14 protein-coding genes are annotated in these 16986 nt (G+C 62.6%); 9 read left to right on the top strand and 5 right to left on the bottom strand.

Features of this window, described 5'->3' with window-relative positions; genetic code table 11:
- Positions 1 to 108 precede the first annotated feature (108 nt).
- Complete coding sequence (gene recG, locus R8871_RS20585; RefSeq protein WP_175052116.1) at positions 109 to 2421, bottom strand: ATP-dependent DNA helicase RecG; 2313 nt, start codon at positions 2419 to 2421, stop codon at positions 109 to 111.
- A gap of 148 nt (positions 2422 to 2569) precedes the next feature.
- Here recG and queA point away from each other — a divergent pair, with 148 nt between their 5' ends.
- From queA to secF, 5 genes are all read left to right on the top strand, one after another.
- Positions 2570 to 3628 (top strand): tRNA preQ1(34) S-adenosylmethionine ribosyltransferase-isomerase QueA, encoded by a 1059-nt coding sequence (queA, locus tag R8871_RS20580; RefSeq protein ID WP_175052115.1) that lies wholly within the window; start codon positions 2570 to 2572, stop codon positions 3626 to 3628.
- 238 nt (positions 3629 to 3866) lie between these two features.
- Positions 3867 to 5072 (top strand): tRNA guanosine(34) transglycosylase Tgt, encoded by a 1206-nt coding sequence (gene tgt / locus R8871_RS20575; RefSeq protein ID WP_175052114.1) that lies wholly within the window; start codon positions 3867 to 3869, stop codon positions 5070 to 5072.
- 205 nt (positions 5073 to 5277) lie between these two features.
- Positions 5278 to 5607 carry a preprotein translocase subunit YajC gene (gene yajC, locus R8871_RS20570; RefSeq protein WP_175052113.1) on the top strand — a complete coding sequence of 110 codons (330 nt, stop codon included), beginning with the start codon at positions 5278 to 5280 and terminating at the stop codon, positions 5605 to 5607.
- A gap of 118 nt (positions 5608 to 5725) precedes the next feature.
- Positions 5726 to 7774 (top strand): protein translocase subunit SecD, encoded by a 2049-nt coding sequence (secD, locus tag R8871_RS20565; protein ID WP_175052112.1) that lies wholly within the window; start codon positions 5726 to 5728, stop codon positions 7772 to 7774.
- A gap of 18 nt (positions 7775 to 7792) precedes the next feature.
- On the top strand, positions 7793 to 8743 hold the full coding sequence (gene secF / locus R8871_RS20560; RefSeq protein WP_175052111.1) for a protein translocase subunit SecF: 951 nt from the start codon (positions 7793 to 7795) through the stop codon (positions 8741 to 8743).
- Between the two features lie 89 nt (positions 8744 to 8832).
- Here the strand turns inward: secF and R8871_RS20555 are convergent, their stop codons facing one another.
- The 4 genes from R8871_RS20555 to R8871_RS20540 form a co-directional block, all read right to left on the bottom strand.
- Positions 8833 to 10110, bottom strand: coding sequence for an MFS transporter (locus R8871_RS20555; RefSeq protein ID WP_175052110.1), 1278 nt, complete (start codon positions 10108 to 10110; stop codon positions 8833 to 8835).
- A gap of 290 nt (positions 10111 to 10400) precedes the next feature.
- Positions 10401 to 10970 carry a YceI family protein gene (locus R8871_RS20550; protein WP_175052191.1) on the bottom strand — a complete coding sequence of 190 codons (570 nt, stop codon included), beginning with the start codon at positions 10968 to 10970 and terminating at the stop codon, positions 10401 to 10403.
- 84 nt (positions 10971 to 11054) lie between these two features.
- Positions 11055 to 11618, bottom strand: coding sequence for a YceI family protein (locus R8871_RS20545; RefSeq protein ID WP_093644603.1), 564 nt, complete (start codon positions 11616 to 11618; stop codon positions 11055 to 11057).
- 8 nt (positions 11619 to 11626) lie between these two features.
- Entirely contained in the window at positions 11627 to 12187 is a 561-nt protein-coding gene (locus R8871_RS20540; RefSeq protein WP_175052109.1) for a cytochrome b, read from the bottom strand.
- 489 nt (positions 12188 to 12676) lie between these two features.
- Here R8871_RS20540 and R8871_RS20535 point away from each other — a divergent pair, with 489 nt between their 5' ends.
- The 4 genes from R8871_RS20535 to R8871_RS20520 are packed head-to-tail and all read left to right on the top strand — an operon-like array spanning position 12677 to position 16445.
- Positions 12677 to 13420, top strand: coding sequence for a paraquat-inducible protein A (locus tag R8871_RS20535; protein WP_175052108.1), 744 nt, complete (start codon positions 12677 to 12679; stop codon positions 13418 to 13420).
- A 7-nt stretch (positions 13421 to 13427) separates the two neighbouring features.
- Positions 13428 to 14078: a paraquat-inducible protein A gene (locus tag R8871_RS20530; protein ID WP_175052107.1), complete on the top strand. Its 651-nt coding sequence runs from the start codon at positions 13428 to 13430 to the stop codon at positions 14076 to 14078.
- Positions 14071 to 15729 carry a PqiB family protein gene (locus R8871_RS20525; protein WP_175052106.1) on the top strand — a complete coding sequence of 553 codons (1659 nt, stop codon included), beginning with the start codon at positions 14071 to 14073 and terminating at the stop codon, positions 15727 to 15729. The genes R8871_RS20530 and R8871_RS20525 overlap by 8 nt, the downstream gene beginning before the upstream one ends.
- The gene (locus R8871_RS20520; RefSeq protein WP_175052105.1) at positions 15726 to 16445 is read left to right on the top strand and encodes a PqiC family protein; all 720 of its coding nucleotides are present in this window, start codon (positions 15726 to 15728) and stop codon (positions 16443 to 16445) included. Before R8871_RS20525 ends, R8871_RS20520 begins: the two co-directional genes overlap by 4 nt.
- The last annotated feature ends 541 nt before the right edge of the window (positions 16446 to 16986 follow it).

The raw sequence follows: 16986 nt of genomic DNA, 5'->3' as shown, positions 1-16986 counted from the left end.
TGAGTTCGATAGGTTCTAGTTATACACCTATAGGGTCGGTTCGCCAACTTTTTGGTCCTTTGCCGGTCGGACAGACTGGCGTATCTGCCTGCCGTCAAGGCTCCATTCTCAAGCCTTCAGATACTGTTCCCGCGCGCCGAGCCAGCGGGCCAGGTGCTGCAGCACCACCTCGGGATACTTTTCGAGCAAAGCCGCGGCGGCCTCTCTGGCCGGCTCGATGAGCCACTGATCATTCTGGAGATCGGCAAATCTCAACATGGCCGCGCCTGACTGCCGGGCGCCCAGAAACTCTCCCGGACCGCGAATCTCAAGGTCGCGCCGGGCGATTTCGAAACCGTCGGTCGTCTCGCGCATGGTCTGCAAACGCGCCCGCGCCGTCATCGATAGCGGGCCGGTATAGAGCAACACGCAGACTGAAGCCGCACTCCCGCGCCCCACCCGCCCGCGCAACTGGTGCAACTGCGCGAGGCCGAAGCGCTCGGCGTGCTCGATCACCATCAGCGACGCATTCGGCACATCCACACCCACTTCGATCACCGTCGTCGCGACCAGAAGCTGCACTTCGTTGCGTGTGAACGCATCCATCACCGTAGCCTTCTCCGCCGGCGCGAGACGGCCGTGCACCAGTCCGACGTTCAATTCGGGCAATGCGGCCACCAGCGTCTCGTAGGTCTCCACTGCGGTCTGCAACTGCAAGGTCTCGCTTTCCTCGATCAGCGGACACACCCAGTACACCTGGCGCCCCGTCAACGCAGCCTCGCGCACCCGACCGATCACCTCTTCGCGCCGCGCGTCGGAAACGAGCTTGGTCAGGATCGGCGTGCGCCCAGGCGGCAATTCGTCGATGGTCGAGACGTCGAGGTCGGCGTAATAGGTCATCGCCAGCGTGCGCGGAATCGGCGTGGCGGACATCATCAATTGATGCGGCTGGAAATCGCGCGCGCCGTCGGCGGCGTTTTGCGCCTTCGCACGCAAGGCGAGACGCTGCGCCACGCCGAAGCGATGCTGTTCGTCGACGATCACGAGGCCCAGCCGCGCGAATTCAACCGCATCCTGAATGATCGCGTGCGTACCGATCACAAGTTGCGCCGTGCCGAGCGCGGCGGCTTCGATCGCGGCGCGCTTTTCCTTCGTCTTCAGACTGCCGGCGAGCCACGCGACGCTCACGCCCAGCGGTTCCAGCCAGCCGCGCAATTTGCGCGCGTGCTGTTCGGCGAGGATTTCGGTCGGCGCCATCAGCGCGGCCTGATAGCCGGCGTCGATCGCCTGCGCTGCGGCCAACGCGGCCACGATCGTCTTGCCGCTACCCACGTCGCCCTGCAGCAATCGCTGCATCGGATGAGGCTGCGTCAAATCGAGCGCGATCTCGCCGCCCACGCGCTCCTGCGCCGCCGTCAGCGAAAACGGCAGCGCCTTCAGCAACCGCGCCACGAGCGCCGCCTCGTCGCCCAGCTTGCGGCGCGGCATGGCCGGCGCCGCACGCGTGCGACGCTCGTCATGGGCGCGTTTCAACGACATTTGCTGCGCCAGTAATTCCTCGAACTTGATCCGCACCCACGCCGGATGCGTGCCGTCCATCAGCGCGGTTTCATCGGCCTGCACGCCCGGGTGATGCAGCGTGCGCACCGCCTCCATCAGCGCAGGCACGCCGAGCGGCTGCAAATAAGCGCGCGCGATCGGCTCGGGCAGCAACTCCGGCAACGAGGTGCGCGACAACGCGTTGTCGATCGATTTGCGCAGATACGCCTGCGTCACGCCCGCGGTGCTCGGATAGACCGGCGTCAGCGCCTGCGGCAACGGCGTGTCTTCGTCGACCACGCGTACCGCCGGATGCACCATCTCCATGCCGAAGAAACCACCACGCACATCGCCGCGCACGCGCAGCCGCGCGCCGATCGCCATCTGCTTGACCTGCGAGCCGTAGAAATTCAGAAAGCGAAGGACGAGTTCGTCGCCGGCGTCGTCGCGCAGTTTCACCAGCAACTGGCGGCGCGGGCGATAGGCAATCTCGTTGTCGAACACCACGCCTTCTGTTTGCGAGATGCCGCCCGGCAGCAGATGCCCGATCGGTGTCAGCGAGGTCTCGTCTTCGTAGCGCATCGGCAGATGCAATACCAGATCGATATCGCGTGTGAGGCCGAGTTTGGCTAGCTTGTCGACGGGTTTGGGCGCGGGCTTGGCGCTGGCGCCGGCCTCGGCAGCAGGCTTCCTGGCGGCTTTGCCCGTGGCTTTGCCGGCAGGCTTGTCACCGAACGGGTCAGCAAATTCACCCTCGCGCGCGGCCTTGTCGCTCTCCTGCACAGCACCTGCACCGAGGTCGTTCTGGTCGGCCGTCGCTGCTTTGCCCCGCGAGACGCGGCGCTTCGGCTCGGCGCTCACTTCATCGGTAGCGGAGGGCAATCGGCGTTCGGACAAAGGCATGGGTTGCTTCGCAAGTACAATATCGGCTGTCAAAGGTGTCGCCGCCAAGCAGCGCGCGGGCTCGCGGGCCGCTCCGGCGTCCCGCAATCATAGCCGCCCGGCTCCGGCTTCGGCTCAATTCAGTCCCAATTCGCTTCCAGTCGTCCGCATGTTTACGCTTTCCGATTTCGATTTCGATCTGCCGCCCGAGCTGATCGCGCAAGTCGCGCTGCCCGAGCGCAGCGCCAGCCGTCTGCTCGAAGTGGCCAACCCGGCCATCTCGACCGGCGCCGCACGCCTGATCGACCGCGGCTTTGCCGAGTTACCCGAGTGCATCGCGCCCGGCGATCTGCTGGTCTTCAACGATACCAAAGTCCTGAAGGCGCGCTTCCTCGGCCAGAAGGCCAGTGGCGGCAAGGTCGAAGTGCTGGTAGAACGCCTGACGGGCGAGCGCACCGCGCTCGCGCAGATCCGCGCGAGCAAGAGCCCGCAGCCGGGCACGACGATCCGCCTCGCGGATGCCTTCGACGTCACGATCGGCGAACGCGTCGAGCCGTTCTACACGCTGCATTTTCCGGACGACTGCCTGACGCTGATCGAGCAATTCGGCCGCCTGCCACTGCCGCCGTACATCGAGCACGACCCCGACGCGACCGACGAAACCCGCTACCAGACGGTGTTCGCGCAAAACCCGGGCGCGGTGGCAGCACCCACCGCCGGCCTGCATTTCGACGACGCGCTGCTCGCGCGGCTCGACGCCCGCGGCGTGGAGCGCGCGACGCTGACGCTGCACGTCGGCGCCGGCACCTTCCAGCCGGTGCGTGTGGAAAATCTGGCCGAGCACAAGATGCACAGCGAGTGGTACCACCTGCCGCAATCGCTCGCCGACAAGATCGCGGCAACGCGTGCGCGCGGCAACCGCGTGATCGCCGTGGGCACGACGTCGATGCGCGCGCTCGAAGCCGCCGCGCGCGATGCTGAAGCGGCCGGACGTCCGCTCGGCGCGGCCAGCACGGAAACCGACATCTTCATCACGCCGGGTTATAAATTCCGCGTGGTCGACCGGCTGGTGACCAATTTCCATTTGCCGAAGTCGACCTTGCTGATGCTGGTGTCGGCGTTCGCGGGCGTTGAAACGATTCGCGAGGCTTACCGCCATGCGATCGAACAGCGTTACCGCTTCTTTAGCTATGGCGACGCGATGCTGCTGACGCGGCTCGACACCTGACACGTTTCGTGTCGCACGGCAATATCCCGTGCGATAGCGTTGCGCGCCGGCAGCGCGCGCGGTAGTCTGCCGCTCCTTGCTGCGTTGATGTAGCGGCAGTTGTTGCCGACCTCTCCTGCGCCCACGTGCAGCGGCAGGTCGGCGCAGCATCTCGAATTTTTTTACCCAGCCGCCGTGGCCTACCCGGCGGCGTTCATCATTTGCGCCGGACTGTTCTCCGGTGGCACAGGAGTCCCCCATGACCGACGGTCATACCCACGATACAAGCGGTACCTGCAACACCTGCGCGAGCACACACGAGCGCCCTGACAACGGCCTCAAATTCGAACTCCTCGGCACCGACGGCCAGGCCCGCCGCGGCCGCGTCACGCTGAATCACGGCGTGGTCGAAACGCCGATCTTCATGCCGGTCGGCACCTACGGCACGGTGAAGGCGGTCCAGCCGCGCGAGCTCGAAGAAATGCACGCGCAGATCATCCTCGGCAACACCTTCCACCTGTGGCTGCGCCCAGGCCTGGAGACGATCGAAGCGCATGGCGGCCTGCACGGCTTCATGGGCTGGAAGAAGCCGATCCTGACAGACTCGGGCGGTTTTCAGGTATTTTCGCTCGGCGATCTGCGCAAGATCACCGAAGATGGCGTCACGTTCGCGTCACCGATCAACGGCGACAAGCTCTTCCTGTCGCCGGAAGTGTCGATGCAGATCCAGAAGGTGCTGAACTCGGACATCGTCATGCAGTTCGACGAATGCACGCCCTACGCGACCAACAACGTGCCGACTTCGCATCAGGAAGCGGCCGATTCGATGCGCATGTCGATGCGCTGGGCCAAACGCTCGATCGACGAATTCAACCGCCTCGGCAATCCGAACGCGTTGTTCGGCATTGTCCAGGGCGGCATGTTCGAAGATCTGCGCGACGAGTCGCTGGCGGGTCTCGCGGAAATGGATTTCCACGGTCTCGCAATCGGCGGCCTCTCGGTCGGCGAACCGAAAGAAGACATGATGCGCGTGCTGAACCACATTGGTCCCAAGCTGCCGGCCGACAAGCCGCACTACCTGATGGGCGTCGGCACGCCGGAAGATCTGGTGGCCGGCGTAGCCGCCGGCGTCGACATGTTCGACTGCGTGATGCCGACCCGCAACGCGCGCAACGGCTGGCTCTTCACCCGTTTCGGCGACATCAAGATCCGCAACGCCGCGCACAAGAACTCGCTGCGCCCGCTCGACGAGCAGTGCGGTTGCTACACCTGCCGAAATTTCACCCGCGGCTACCTGCACCATCTGCATCGTGTAGGGGAAATCCTCGGTGCGCAATTGAACACGATCCACAACCTGCACTACTACCTTGAGTTGATGCAGGAAATGCGCGATGCGATCGACGCAAAACTGTTCGAGCCTTTCCGCAAGCGCTTCCACGAGGACCGCGCGCGCGGCATCGATTAGTCGGCATTTGGGAATCAGCTGACGAATTTGCCGGAGGAATCCGCTGGCGTCGCGCGGAAAACCTTACAATTAACTTTCGCGCACGGCAAGAAGGCTTTAAACGGTTGATCGTAAAGCCGATTCGCCGCGTCGACCCCTGTCAGGCCGGTGGTAGAATAACCGGCTGATTTTTTTGATTGTTTCGATCTATAACGGAGAGACCAACGTGTCGTTCATTACCGATGCCTTCGCCCAAGGCACAGCAACAGGTGGCATTGAGTCGAACCTGATGAGCTTCCTGCCGCTGATTCTGATGTTCGGCGTGCTGTACTTCATCATGATTCGCCCGCAAATGAAGCGCCAGAAGGAACACCGCAACATGCTCGCCGCCATGGCCAAGGGCGACGAAGTGGTGACGAATGGCGGCATCGTCGGCAAGGTGACCAAGGTGGGTGAAGCTTACGTCGGCGTCGAAATCTCGGAAGGCACGGAAATCACCGTGCAAAAGGCGTCGGTCACGACGATTCTCCCGAAGGGCACGATCAAGTCGCTGTAAGGCCTGCTCTCTCGCGTCCGGCGCGGCCTCGCCGGCGGTTCATGCAGCACAACGCTGAACTGCCCGCGCTCATCGCCGGACGCATCGCTTCCAAGCCAACCTTCCCGTTGGACCACTCATGAATCGCTACCCCCTCTGGAAATACGCCGTGATGCTGGTGGCTCTGGTCATCGGCCTCGTGTACACGCTGCCCAATCTGTTCGGCGAAGCGCCGGCGGTGCAGGTGTCGAGCGGCAAGGCAACGGTCAAGCTCGACTCGACCACGCTGTCAGCTGTCGAAACGGCGCTTGCCGCCAATCAGATCAAGCCTGACGAAGTCACGTTCGACAACTCGTCGACCAACGCGAACATCCGCGTGCGCCTGCTGGACACCGACACGCAGTTGCGCGTGAAGGATCTGCTGCAGAAGTCGCTGAACAGCGACCCGACCGACCCGCAATTCATCGTCGCACTGAACCTGCAAAGCGCGTCGCCGCGCTGGCTGACCGCCCTGCATGCGTTGCCGATGTACCTCGGTCTGGACTTGCGCGGTGGCGTGCACTTCCTGCTGCAGGTCGACATGGCCGGCGCGCTCAACAAGAAGCTCGACTCCGACGCTTCGGATGCACGCACCATGCTGCGTGACAACAACATCCGCGACGGCGGCGTGAACCGCGTCAACCAGACGGTGGTGATCAATTTCGCCGACCAGGCGACCGCAGACGCCGCATCCAAGCAACTGGGCCGCGGCATCAGCGAACTCCAGTGGGCCTCGCAAGCGAACCCGGACGGCGGCGTGCAACTGGTCGGCACGTTCACGCCGGCGGTGCAGAAAGCCGTGCAGGACGCTGCGCTCAAGCAGAACATCACCACGCTGCATAACCGCGTGAACGAACTCGGCGTGGCCGAGCCGGTGATCCAGCAGCAAGGCTCGGACCGTATCGTCGTCGAACTGCCGGGTGTGCAGGACACGGCGAAGGCGAAGGACATCATCGGCCGTACGGCAACGCTCGAAGCGCGCCTCGCCGACCCGGTCAACACGCATCCGAACCCTTCCGATCCGGTGCCGCCGGGTGACGAGCTGTTCACACAAGGCAACCAGACGCCGGTGCTGCTGCGCAAGCAGATCATCTTCACGGGTGACCGCATCATCGACGCGTCGGCAGGCTTCGACGAACATCAGCGTCCGTCGGTCAACATCCGTCTGGATTCGGCGGGTGGCCGCGCGGTACGCAGCGTCTCGCGCGACAACATCGGCAAGCCGATGGCCATGGTGCTGTTCGAAAAGGGCAAGGGCGAAGTGCTGACGGTGGCAACCATCCAGTCGGAACTGGGCGACCGCTTCCAGATCACGGGCCAGGCCACACCGCAAGGCGCCGCCGACCTCGCGCTGCTGTTGCGCGCCGGTTCGCTGGCGGCTCCGATGGACATCATCGAAGAGCGCACGATCGGCCCGAGCCTCGGCGCGGACAACATCAAGAAGGGCTTCCACTCGGTGGTGTGGGGCTTCGTGGCAATCGCCGTCTTCATGATCGCGTACTACATGCTGTTCGGCGTGATCTCGATGATCGGCCTGTCGGTCAACCTGCTGCTGCTGATCGCCGTGCTGTCCATGTTGCAGGCCACGCTCACCTTGCCGGGTATCGCCGCTATTGCGCTGGCGCTCGGTATGGCAATTGACGCGAACGTGCTGATCAATGAGCGTGTGCGCGAAGAACTGCGCCACGGCGCGCCGCCGCAACTGGCGATCCAGAACGGCTACGCGCATGCATGGGCGACGATCCTCGACTCGAACGTCACCACGCTGATCGCCGGTCTCGCGCTGCTCGCCTTCGGTTCCGGCCCGGTGCGCGGCTTCGCGATGGTCCACTGTATCGGCATCTTGACCTCGATGTTCTCGGCTGTGTTCTTCTCGCGCGGTATCGTCAACCTCTGGTACGGCGGCAAGAAGAAGCTCAAGTCGCTGGCTATTGGCCAGGTGTGGCGTCCGCAACCGGAAGGTATCGACGGCGCCGCCGCTTACCTCGGTAACGAAGATGCTGCGACCGACACTGCACGTGCCGTCGCCGCGGCAAGCGCCAAGCCCAAGTCCAAAGCTGCGGCCCAGGCGCGCACCAAGCCGACTGTGCGCCGTCGCGATGCGTCGGGTTCGTCGAACACGCCGCAGAAACCGGGTTCATCCCGCTGAGTCCCGGAGAACAAGACCATGGAATTTTTCCGTTTTCGCAAAGACATTCCGTTCATGCAGCGTGCGTTGCTGTTTAACGCAATCTCGCTGCTGACGTTCGTCGCTGCTGTGTTTTTCCTGCTGCATCGCGGGCTGCATCTGTCGGTGGAATTCACCGGCGGTACCGTCATCGAGGTGCAGTATCCGGGTGCGGCGCCGCTCGAACCGGTGCGCGGCACGCTCGGCAAGCTCGGTTATGCCGACGCGCAAGTGCAGAACTTCGGCACGTCGCGCGACGTGCTGATCCGTCTGCCGCTCAAGCAAGGCTTCACGTCGGCGCAACAGAGCGACCAGGTGATGGGCGCGCTGAAGGCCGACACGCCGGAAGTGCAGTTGCAGCGTGTCGAGTTCGTCGGCCCGCAGGTCGGCAAGGAACTCGCCACCGACGGCCTGCTCGCGCTGGCCTGTGTGGTGGTCGGCATCGTGATCTATCTGTCGTTCCGCTTTGAGTGGAAATATGCAGTGGCCGGCGTGATCGCTAACTTGCACGACGTGATCATCATTCTCGGCTTCTTCGCGTTCTTCCAGTGGGAGTTCTCGCTCTCCGTGCTGGCTGCAGTGCTCGCGGTGCTCGGCTACTCGGTGAACGAATCCGTCGTTATCTTCGACCGGATTCGTGAAACCTTCCGCCGCGAACGCAAGCTGACAGTGATCGAGGTGATCAACCACGCGATTACCAGCACGATGTCGCGCACGATCATCACCCACGGCTGTACGCAGATGATGGTGCTGTCGATGTTCCTGTTCGGCGGCCCGACGCTGCACTACTTCGCTCTGGCGCTGACGGTCGGTATTCTGTTCGGTATCTACTCGTCGGTGTTCGTCGCCGCAGCGCTCGCCATGTGGCTCGGCGTGAAGCGCGAAGATCTGATCAAGGACAAGAAGGAACGCGTCGATCCGGACGATCCAAACGCAGGCGCGCAAGTCTGAGCTTGCTCTAGTCAGACCTCGCAATAAAAAAGGCCGGTTCTCTCGAACCGGCCTTTTACGTTTACCGCGTCTATCGCCTTTGTCGCGCGTTAGCGAAACCCGAGCTTGCGCCGCGCGGCCATCAGCGCCACGAGGCTCACAACCGCGGCAAAAATCAGGTAATAGCTCGGCGCGGCCTTCGAACCCGTGAAGCTAATGAGCCACGCGATGATGAACGGCCCAAAGCCGCCGAAGATCGTCACGGCGATGTTATAGGCCAACGACATGCCCGTCGTACGCGTCTGCACCGGGAACATCTCGGAGAGCAAACCCGGCAGCGCCGCAAAGTAGCCCGTCATCAGAAAGCCGAACACCACCTGCAGCGCGATCAGCGTGCCGAAGGTCGGATGCGCGACCAGATACACGAACGCCGGATTGATCAGCACGAGAAGCAATAGCGCCGAAATCAGCATGATCGTAGTGCGCCCGTGGCGGTCCGACAGATGGCCAACCAGCGGCGAAAACACCATCTGGATCACACCGGTAAGCGCAATCGCCGCGAACGCAACCGAAGGCGCCAGCCCCAACTGCTTCACGCCGTAAGTCGGCATGAACAGCACCAGATAGGTCGACACGGTACCGAGCACCACTACGCCGATTGCAATCACGAGGCGCAGCTTCTGGCTCGCGAACGTATCACGCAGCGGCGTCGCGGTGGTTTCCGCCGCGAGGAACTCCGGTGTTTCGTCGAGCTTGGTGCGGATGTACCACGCGACCGGTCCGATCAGAAGACCAAAGAAGAACGGCACGCGCCAACCCCACGAGGCCATCTGCTCAGGCGACAGCTTGCCGGTCAACAGCACGCCGAAGCCGGCCGCGAGCAACGTGGTGAGCCCCTGGCTCGCGACCTGCCAGCTTGCGAAGAAACCGCGCCGCCCTGGCACGTGCTCCGCGAGAAAAGCCGTAGCGCTGCCGAACTCGCCGCCGGCCGAAAAGCCCTGCATCAGGCGCGCCACCACGAGAATCACGGGCGCGGCAATGCCGATGCTCTGATACGTGGGCAGAAGCGCGATGATCAGCGTGCCGCACATCATCAGCAGGATCGACAAGGTAAGCGCCGCTTTGCGTCCGGCGCGGTCGGCGTAAGCACCGATCACGATCGCGCCGAGCGGCCGCATGAAGAACGACACACCGAAGGTGCCGAGCGTCAGCAGCAGCGAGACGGTGTCGTTACCCGCCGGGAAAAACAGCTTCGCGATGATGACCGCGAAAAAACCGTACACCACCAGATCGAACCATTCCAGCGCGTTGCCGATCGAGGCGGCGACCACCGCGCGCCACGAATTCCGCCGGCTCCCCGCCAGGCTTGCCGCTGTCGTTGTATTCATGCAGATCTCCAATGCGCGCGAAATTTTATTAACGTAGGTTTTACGCTGGATCTTGCCGAACTGGGTGCGCGCACAACCAATGCGGTGTCAGCGCTCTATGTACCTGAAAAATTAAAACGGCGCGAGCGGCAAATCGCCCGTGGCCATTGCACAAGGCTTCCGGCGTTTCGGAAAGGCAATAAAAAACCGCTTCGTCGCAAAAGCGAACGAAGCGGTTTTTTTGTTGCGACGCAACGGCCGTGCCGTAAGTAGCATTGAATACGAGCCGGCTAAAAGCCTCGTTAAAGCGCTTATTGCTTGATGCCTTCGGCCTGAATATGCAGCTTGGTATCCATGCTGAAGCCGTACTTGGCGCCGAAATCCATGCCGTAATCGCTACGGTTGAAATGCGCGCTCGCTTCCACGCCGCACACTTCGCGCTTGAGCACCGGATGCTGCATGCACTTGAACGAGTCGACCGTCAGATTCAGCGGCTTGGTTACGCCACGAATCGTCAGGCTGCCGATCACCTGGACCGGCTTGTCGCCGTCGAACTTGATATCGGTACCCTTGTAGGTCACCGACGGATACTTCGTCGCATCGAAGAAGGCGTCCGTCTTCAGATGCTCGTCGAGCTTGGTGTTGCCGGTTTCGACCGAAGCCGGGTCGACCGTGACGTCCACCGTGCCGGTCTTCGCTGCGCGGTCGAGCGTGACCGTGCCGGAGCTCCTGGTGAACTTGCCGCGCCACACCGAAAGGCCGCCGAAGTGATCCGCCTCGAAGCTCGGATATGTGTGGGTCGGGTCGAGCTGATAGGTGTCCGCTGCAGCAAACGCGCCGAGCGAGAAAGAAGAAGCCAGTGCGCCGATGGCGATCAACAGGGATGTTTTCAATTCATGCTCCTTATGTTTTTCGGAATGCCTGACGTGAAGGAAAGCGCCCGCGCCTGGAGAGCGCGGCGAACGTCACTTGTGTGCTGCAACGATATGAAACTTGATCACCACGTCATCGGCCACCACCGAGGTGTCTTTCCATTCGCCGGTGCCGATGTCGAATTGCGAGCGCTTGATCGGCAGCGAGCCGTCGAACGTCTGGTTCGCACCCTGCTGGGTGACCGTGACCGGCACCACGACGGTCTGCGATTTACCCTTGATAGTCAGCTTGCCGGTGACCTTGAACTGATTGCCGCCGGCCGGCGCAATCGCGCTCGACACGAAGGTTGCGGTTGGATACGTCTTTGCATCGAACCAGTCTTTGCCGCGCACCTGGTCGTTGTAGCTTTCGTCGCCGAGGTCGTAACTGGCCACGTCGATGCTGAACTGCGCACTGCCGTCGGCCGGTTTTGCCGGATCGAACTTGACTTGCGCGGTGAACTTGCCGAACTTGCCTTCCACCGGCACGTTCATCTGCTTCGAAGTTGCCGTCACCGAACTCTTCGCGACGTCGACCTGGGCCAGCGCACTGCCGGCAGCGGTCAGCGAGGCCGCAGCGAACGCGGCGAGCATGTAGCGATAAAACGAAACTTTCATGGTTATCCTTATTTGATGAAAGGGAGCATGCGCGACAGCAGGCCGTCGCGGTCCAACCATTGATGCTTGAGCGCCGCCGCAACATGCAGCGCGACCAGCACGAGCAACGTGTAATTCAGCGCAATATGCACGTTCTTCAGCAACTCCTTGAGATGTGGGTCCGGTGCAATCAGGCGCGGCAGTGGAATCAGGCCGAGGTACACCACCGGGATGTTGGCCGCCGAGCTATACAGATAGCCGGAAGCGGGAATCACGATCATCAGCACGTACAGCAACAGATGCGTGAGATGCGCGGCGCCGCGCTGCCAGGCCGGCATGCGGCGCGGCATCGGCGGGGCCGCGTGGGTGGCGCGCCACAGAATGCGCAGCACGGCGAGCGCGAACACCGTACAACCGATCCATTTGTGCCAGGAGAAGTAGCGCAGCTTGGTGGGCGTGAAGCCGGGGATGTCGGTCATCACCCAACCCAGCGAGAAGCCGCACACGATCAGTAGCGCGATCAGCCAGTGAAAGGCAATGGCAGTCCGCGTGTACGACTCCCGGCCACCGAAAGAAGGATTGAGTGCCATGACAGGTCAACGCAAGCTAAGAGAAGTAAACGGCGCAGCCGGCCCTGCTATTCCACGCCGCCGATGCATGCTGCATCGCGCGACGCCATAGAAAAACATGGCGGCTGCGGCACACGCCAAGGCCTGCATGCTACCGCAAGCGGAAAAAGCTGGCAGTGCCGACCAGAGTTGGTTTAGCGCTTACTCCGGTCCCATGCAAAGCACCTACCGCCGGTCCCAGCCAAACTGGCGGCCCTGAAGGCGGTCACGCGGAAAGTTTTCCCGCATGCAGAATGATATTGAACAATTAGGGGCGGACAATGTCAGAAGTAGTCACTTTTGTGCAAGACTATTCCCCATTTAGGGCACCGTCGGCTTCATTACTCGCACAGGGCGCAATGGCCAGCCCCTCGGCGAAGCGCGTTTGGTACTATTGCTCCACGCTTTCTACAGCCCTGCCCTGAAACGGGCATTGCACGCCTCCCATCACGTCGTTAGCCCTTCTGCCGTATGGACCATGACAACCTGATCGCGTGCCATGAATGCGATACGCTGTTCCACAAGCCCAGGCTTGTCGGGCGGATGGTCGCGCGCTGTCCGCGCTGCGGCGCGACGCTCTATCGCGGCATCTCCCGCAAGCTCGACAGCATCTGTGCGATGACACTGGCCGCGCTGATCACCTTCGTCATCGCCCAGGCCTTCCCGATCGTCGAACTCGAAACCAACGGCATCACCTCGCAAACCACGCTGTTCGGCGCGCTCGTCGCGTTATGGGGCGAGGACATGCAGATCGTCGCAGTCATGGTGTTCTGCTCGACCATCCTGTTCCCACTGACCGAGCTGGTCGCGCTGCTCTACGTGCTGATCCCGCTGCGCGCCGGCTATGTGCCGCCCGCCTTCAACCGCGTGTTGCGCGCCATTCAATTCGTGCGGCCGTGGGGCATGATCGAAGTGTTCATGCTCGGCGTGCTGATCACTATCGTGAAGATGGTAAGTCTCGCGCGCGTGATTCCCGAAGCGGCGCTATTCGCGTTCGGGGTGCTGACGCTGATGATCGCGGTGGTCGTCTCGTTCGATCCACGCGTGCTGTGGGACATTGCCGACGAAATGGGCGAGCGAGGCCGGCGGCCGTTGCCGCGCACCTCGGCGGACAGCGCGGCGGCTGCCGTCAGTTCGGTCGCCGGGCCGCCCGCGCCGCCGGAAGTGCAAGGCGGGTCGCAATCCGCATTGCCGCCGGCCCCGCATCAGGGATGAGCGCACGATGAAATACGTCACCGCGAAGCGCGCGGGCCTCGTCTCCTGCCATGCATGCGGGCGCGTCGAGCCGCGCATCCGCTCCGTCACGCCGCAGCATTGCAGCCGTTGCGGTGCGGTGCTGCACCGGCGCCACCCCGACAGCCTGATGCGCACGTGGGCGCTGCTGATCGCCGCCGCCTTGCTGTATATTCCCGCGAATCTGCTGCCGGTGATGCATACCTCATCGCTCCTCGGTTCGGAGGACGACACCATCATGAGCGGTGTCGTGTACTTCTGGACCTCGGGCGACTGGCCGCTGGCCGTGATCGTGTTCATCGCCAGCATCATGGTGCCGATGCTCAAGCTCAGTGTGCTGGTGCTGCTCACCGCCACCGCGCAGCGCCGCTCGCGCTGGCGGCCGGAGCAACGCACCACGTTGTACCGGATGGTCGAACGGATCGGGCGCTGGTCGATGCTCGACGTGTTCGTCGTCACGCTGACCGTCGCGCTGGTCCGTTTCAAGTCGCTTGCTGTGATCACGGCCGGGCCAGGCGCGATCGCCTTCGGCTCGGTGGTGATTCTGACGATGATGGCATCCATGCAATTCGATCCACGGCTCATCTGGGACAACGTGGAAGGCAGTACTCCCAAACCTCAGGACCTCGACCATGACTAGCCCGCAAGGACCGACGCCCGCCTCCGATGCGCCGCGCAACGATTCGAACGGACCGAAGCTGCCGCCCCAACTGCCAGACCCCGACATTGAGCCGAAGAGCCGCTGGCTGCCCTCGCTCGTCTGGGTGATTCCGCTGATCGCCGCGCTGATCGGCCTCGCGCTCGTCATCAAGTCGGTGACCGAAAGAGGCCCGACCATCACGATCACATTCGTGAGCGCCGAGGGCCTCGAGCCCGGCAAGACCAAGGTCAAGTACAAAGACGTCGACGTCGGCTCGGTGAAGACCATCACGCTCTCGAAAGATCTCTCGCACGTGCTGGTTCAGGTGCAGCTCACCAAGGAAGGCGAAGACTTCGCGGTCAAGGATTCGCGCTTCTGGGTGGTGCGCCCTCGCGTCGGCGCAAGCGGCGTGTCGGGATTGACCACACTGCTCTCGGGCGCGTACATCGGCGCGGACGCCGGCCATTCACCGGACACCGAGAAAAACTTCGTCGGCCTCGAAACGCCGCCGCCGATTACGGGCGACCAGAAGGGCCACCAGTTCGTTCTGCACGGCGACTCGCTCGGCTCGATCGACATCGGCTCGCCGATTTTCTACCGGCGCGTGCAGGTCGGCCAGGTGGTCGGTTTCTCGCTCGACAAGGACGGCACCGGCGTGACGATGCAGGTCTTCGTATCGGCGCCGTTCGACCAGTACGTCGGCACCAATTCGCGCTGGTGGCATGCGAGCGGCGTCGATCTGCGGCTCGACTCGAGCGGCTTCAAGCTGAATACGCAGTCGCTTGCGACGGTGATCGTAGGCGGCCTGTCGTTCCAGTCGCCGCCGGGCCAGGGCGTGGGCGCGCAGGCGCCGAACAACACGACGTTCCGCCTCGGCTCGGATGAACAGGACGCGATGCGTGAACCGGACGGCGTGCCGTTGCGCGTGGTGATGAACTTCAATCAGTCGCTGCGTGGGTTGTCGGTCGGCGCGACGGTCGATTTCCGCGGCATCGTGCTCGGTCAGGTGACCAACATCGGCATCGACTACGATCCGAAGACGCGCAGCTTCACAATGCCGGTAACGATGAACCTGTACCCGGACCGCCTCGGCAAGCGCTTCCGCGAAACCGCGCCGGCACCGGGCAGCCTTGCGGGTCAGACCTTGCTGCAACAGCTCGTCAAGCACGGTTTGCGCGGCCAGTTGCGCACCGGCAACCTGATTACGAGCCAGTTGTATGTAGCGCTCGATATCTTCCCGAAAGCGCCGCCGGCCACGGTTGACGTCACGGGCGACCCGCTCGAGTTGCCGACCATTCCGAACTCGCTCGACGAACTGCAGGTGCAGGTTGCCGACATTGCGAAGAAGCTCGACAAGGTGCCGTTCGATCAGATCGGTTCGAACCTGAACAGCGCGTTGAAGAACGCCGACCAGCTGTTCACGCGACTCGACAAGGAAGTCGTGCCGGAGGCGCGCGACACCCTTGCCGCGGCGAAGCAGACCTTCGGTTCGGCCGAGGCGACCTTGCAGCAGGACTCGCCGTTGCAGTCGGATGTTCATCAGGCGTTGCAGGAATTGACGCGCACGTTGCAGTCGCTGAATGCGTTGTCGGATTATCTGGAGCGTCATCCGGAATCGCTGTTGCGCGGTAAAACAGGAGATAAACCATGATGTTTGCCCGGCTCCCCCGCCCGCCGCGCGGGCTCGTGCGCGGCGCTGTTTATATCGGCGCTCTGGCCGGACTGGTGGCGATGGCGGCGTGTTCGTCGCCGAGCAGCCGCTTTTATACGCTCGGCGCGGATGGCGCGCCTGCCGGCTCCGCGGCGCCGGTTAGCGCCCGGACTTCGGCTGCGCCGGCGTGGCTGATTGAAGTCGCGCCGATCGATGTGCCGCCGCAGGTGGCGAAGAATCAGCTTGTGGTTCAGACGGGACCGACGCAGGTCCAGGTGCTCGAGCAGGAGCGTTGGGCTTCGTTGCCGGGTGACGAGATTCGTCGGGCTTTGTCGACCAGTCTGACGCAGCAACTGGGCACGATTGACGTGTATGGCACTGCGTATCCGGATACGACGCCGGTGTACCGGGTCAGCATGAATGTGCAGCGGTTCGAATCATGGCCGGGGTCGCATGCGTTGATCGACGCGGTCTGGAGTGTGAGGGCTGTACGTGGTACTGGGGTGATGACCTGTCGGAGTGTGGTGAGTGAGCCGGTTAGCGGCGGCTATGACGCGCTTGTTAATGGGCATCGCGTGGCGTTGCAGCGGATTTCTTTGCAGGTTGCTGCTGCTGTGCAGGCGATGGCGGCTGCTTATCCTAAGGGGGGCTCTGCCGGGAAGGGGGTTGGTGTTGTTGTGCCTGCTTGTCCTTCTTCTGCTGTTGTTAGTAGCTAGAGGGGTTTTGCCTGCTCGGCGCTTGTTTGGCCGTGTTCTTAGGGCTTTGGCCTCTCCTTGTTTTGTCAGTGGTCTATTAGCGTTGCCCCTGTGCGGGGCGGCACCTACTTTTCTTTGCTTGCCGCAAAGAAAAGTAGGCAAAAGAAAGCGGCTCAAACCGCTAATGCTAAGTGGGCACCGTAGTTTGCTTGGGGTAGTGGTACATCTGGAATCTGTGCTCGTGCCCTGCATGCACTTGTGACAAGGGCGTCATACTTCCGGCGGCGCTTCGCGCGCCGAAGAGCCGCTCATAAAACCGATCGCTACGTTTTAACAACCTCAACCGAAGCCCGTGGTTTCCCATGCAGACTCGTCCGCGACGCACGCAGTGCGGAGTGGGAGCTGATGAGTCCTTTGTCACTAACGTCGAATGTGAGAGAGCACGGATTCCAGATGTACCACTACCTGTAGCAGACCACGGACCCCACTTAGCATTAGCGGTTTAAGCTGCTTTCTTTTGCCTACTTTTCTTTGCAGCCGGCAAAGAAAAGTAGGTGCCCCC

The sequence above is a fragment of the Paraburkholderia sediminicola genome (assembly GCF_902859805.1).
Lineage (GTDB): Bacteria > Pseudomonadota > Gammaproteobacteria > Burkholderiales > Burkholderiaceae > Paraburkholderia > Paraburkholderia sediminicola.
The sequence above is the reverse complement of the archived record's forward strand: the minus strand, read 5'-3'. Positions and strand labels throughout refer to the sequence as shown.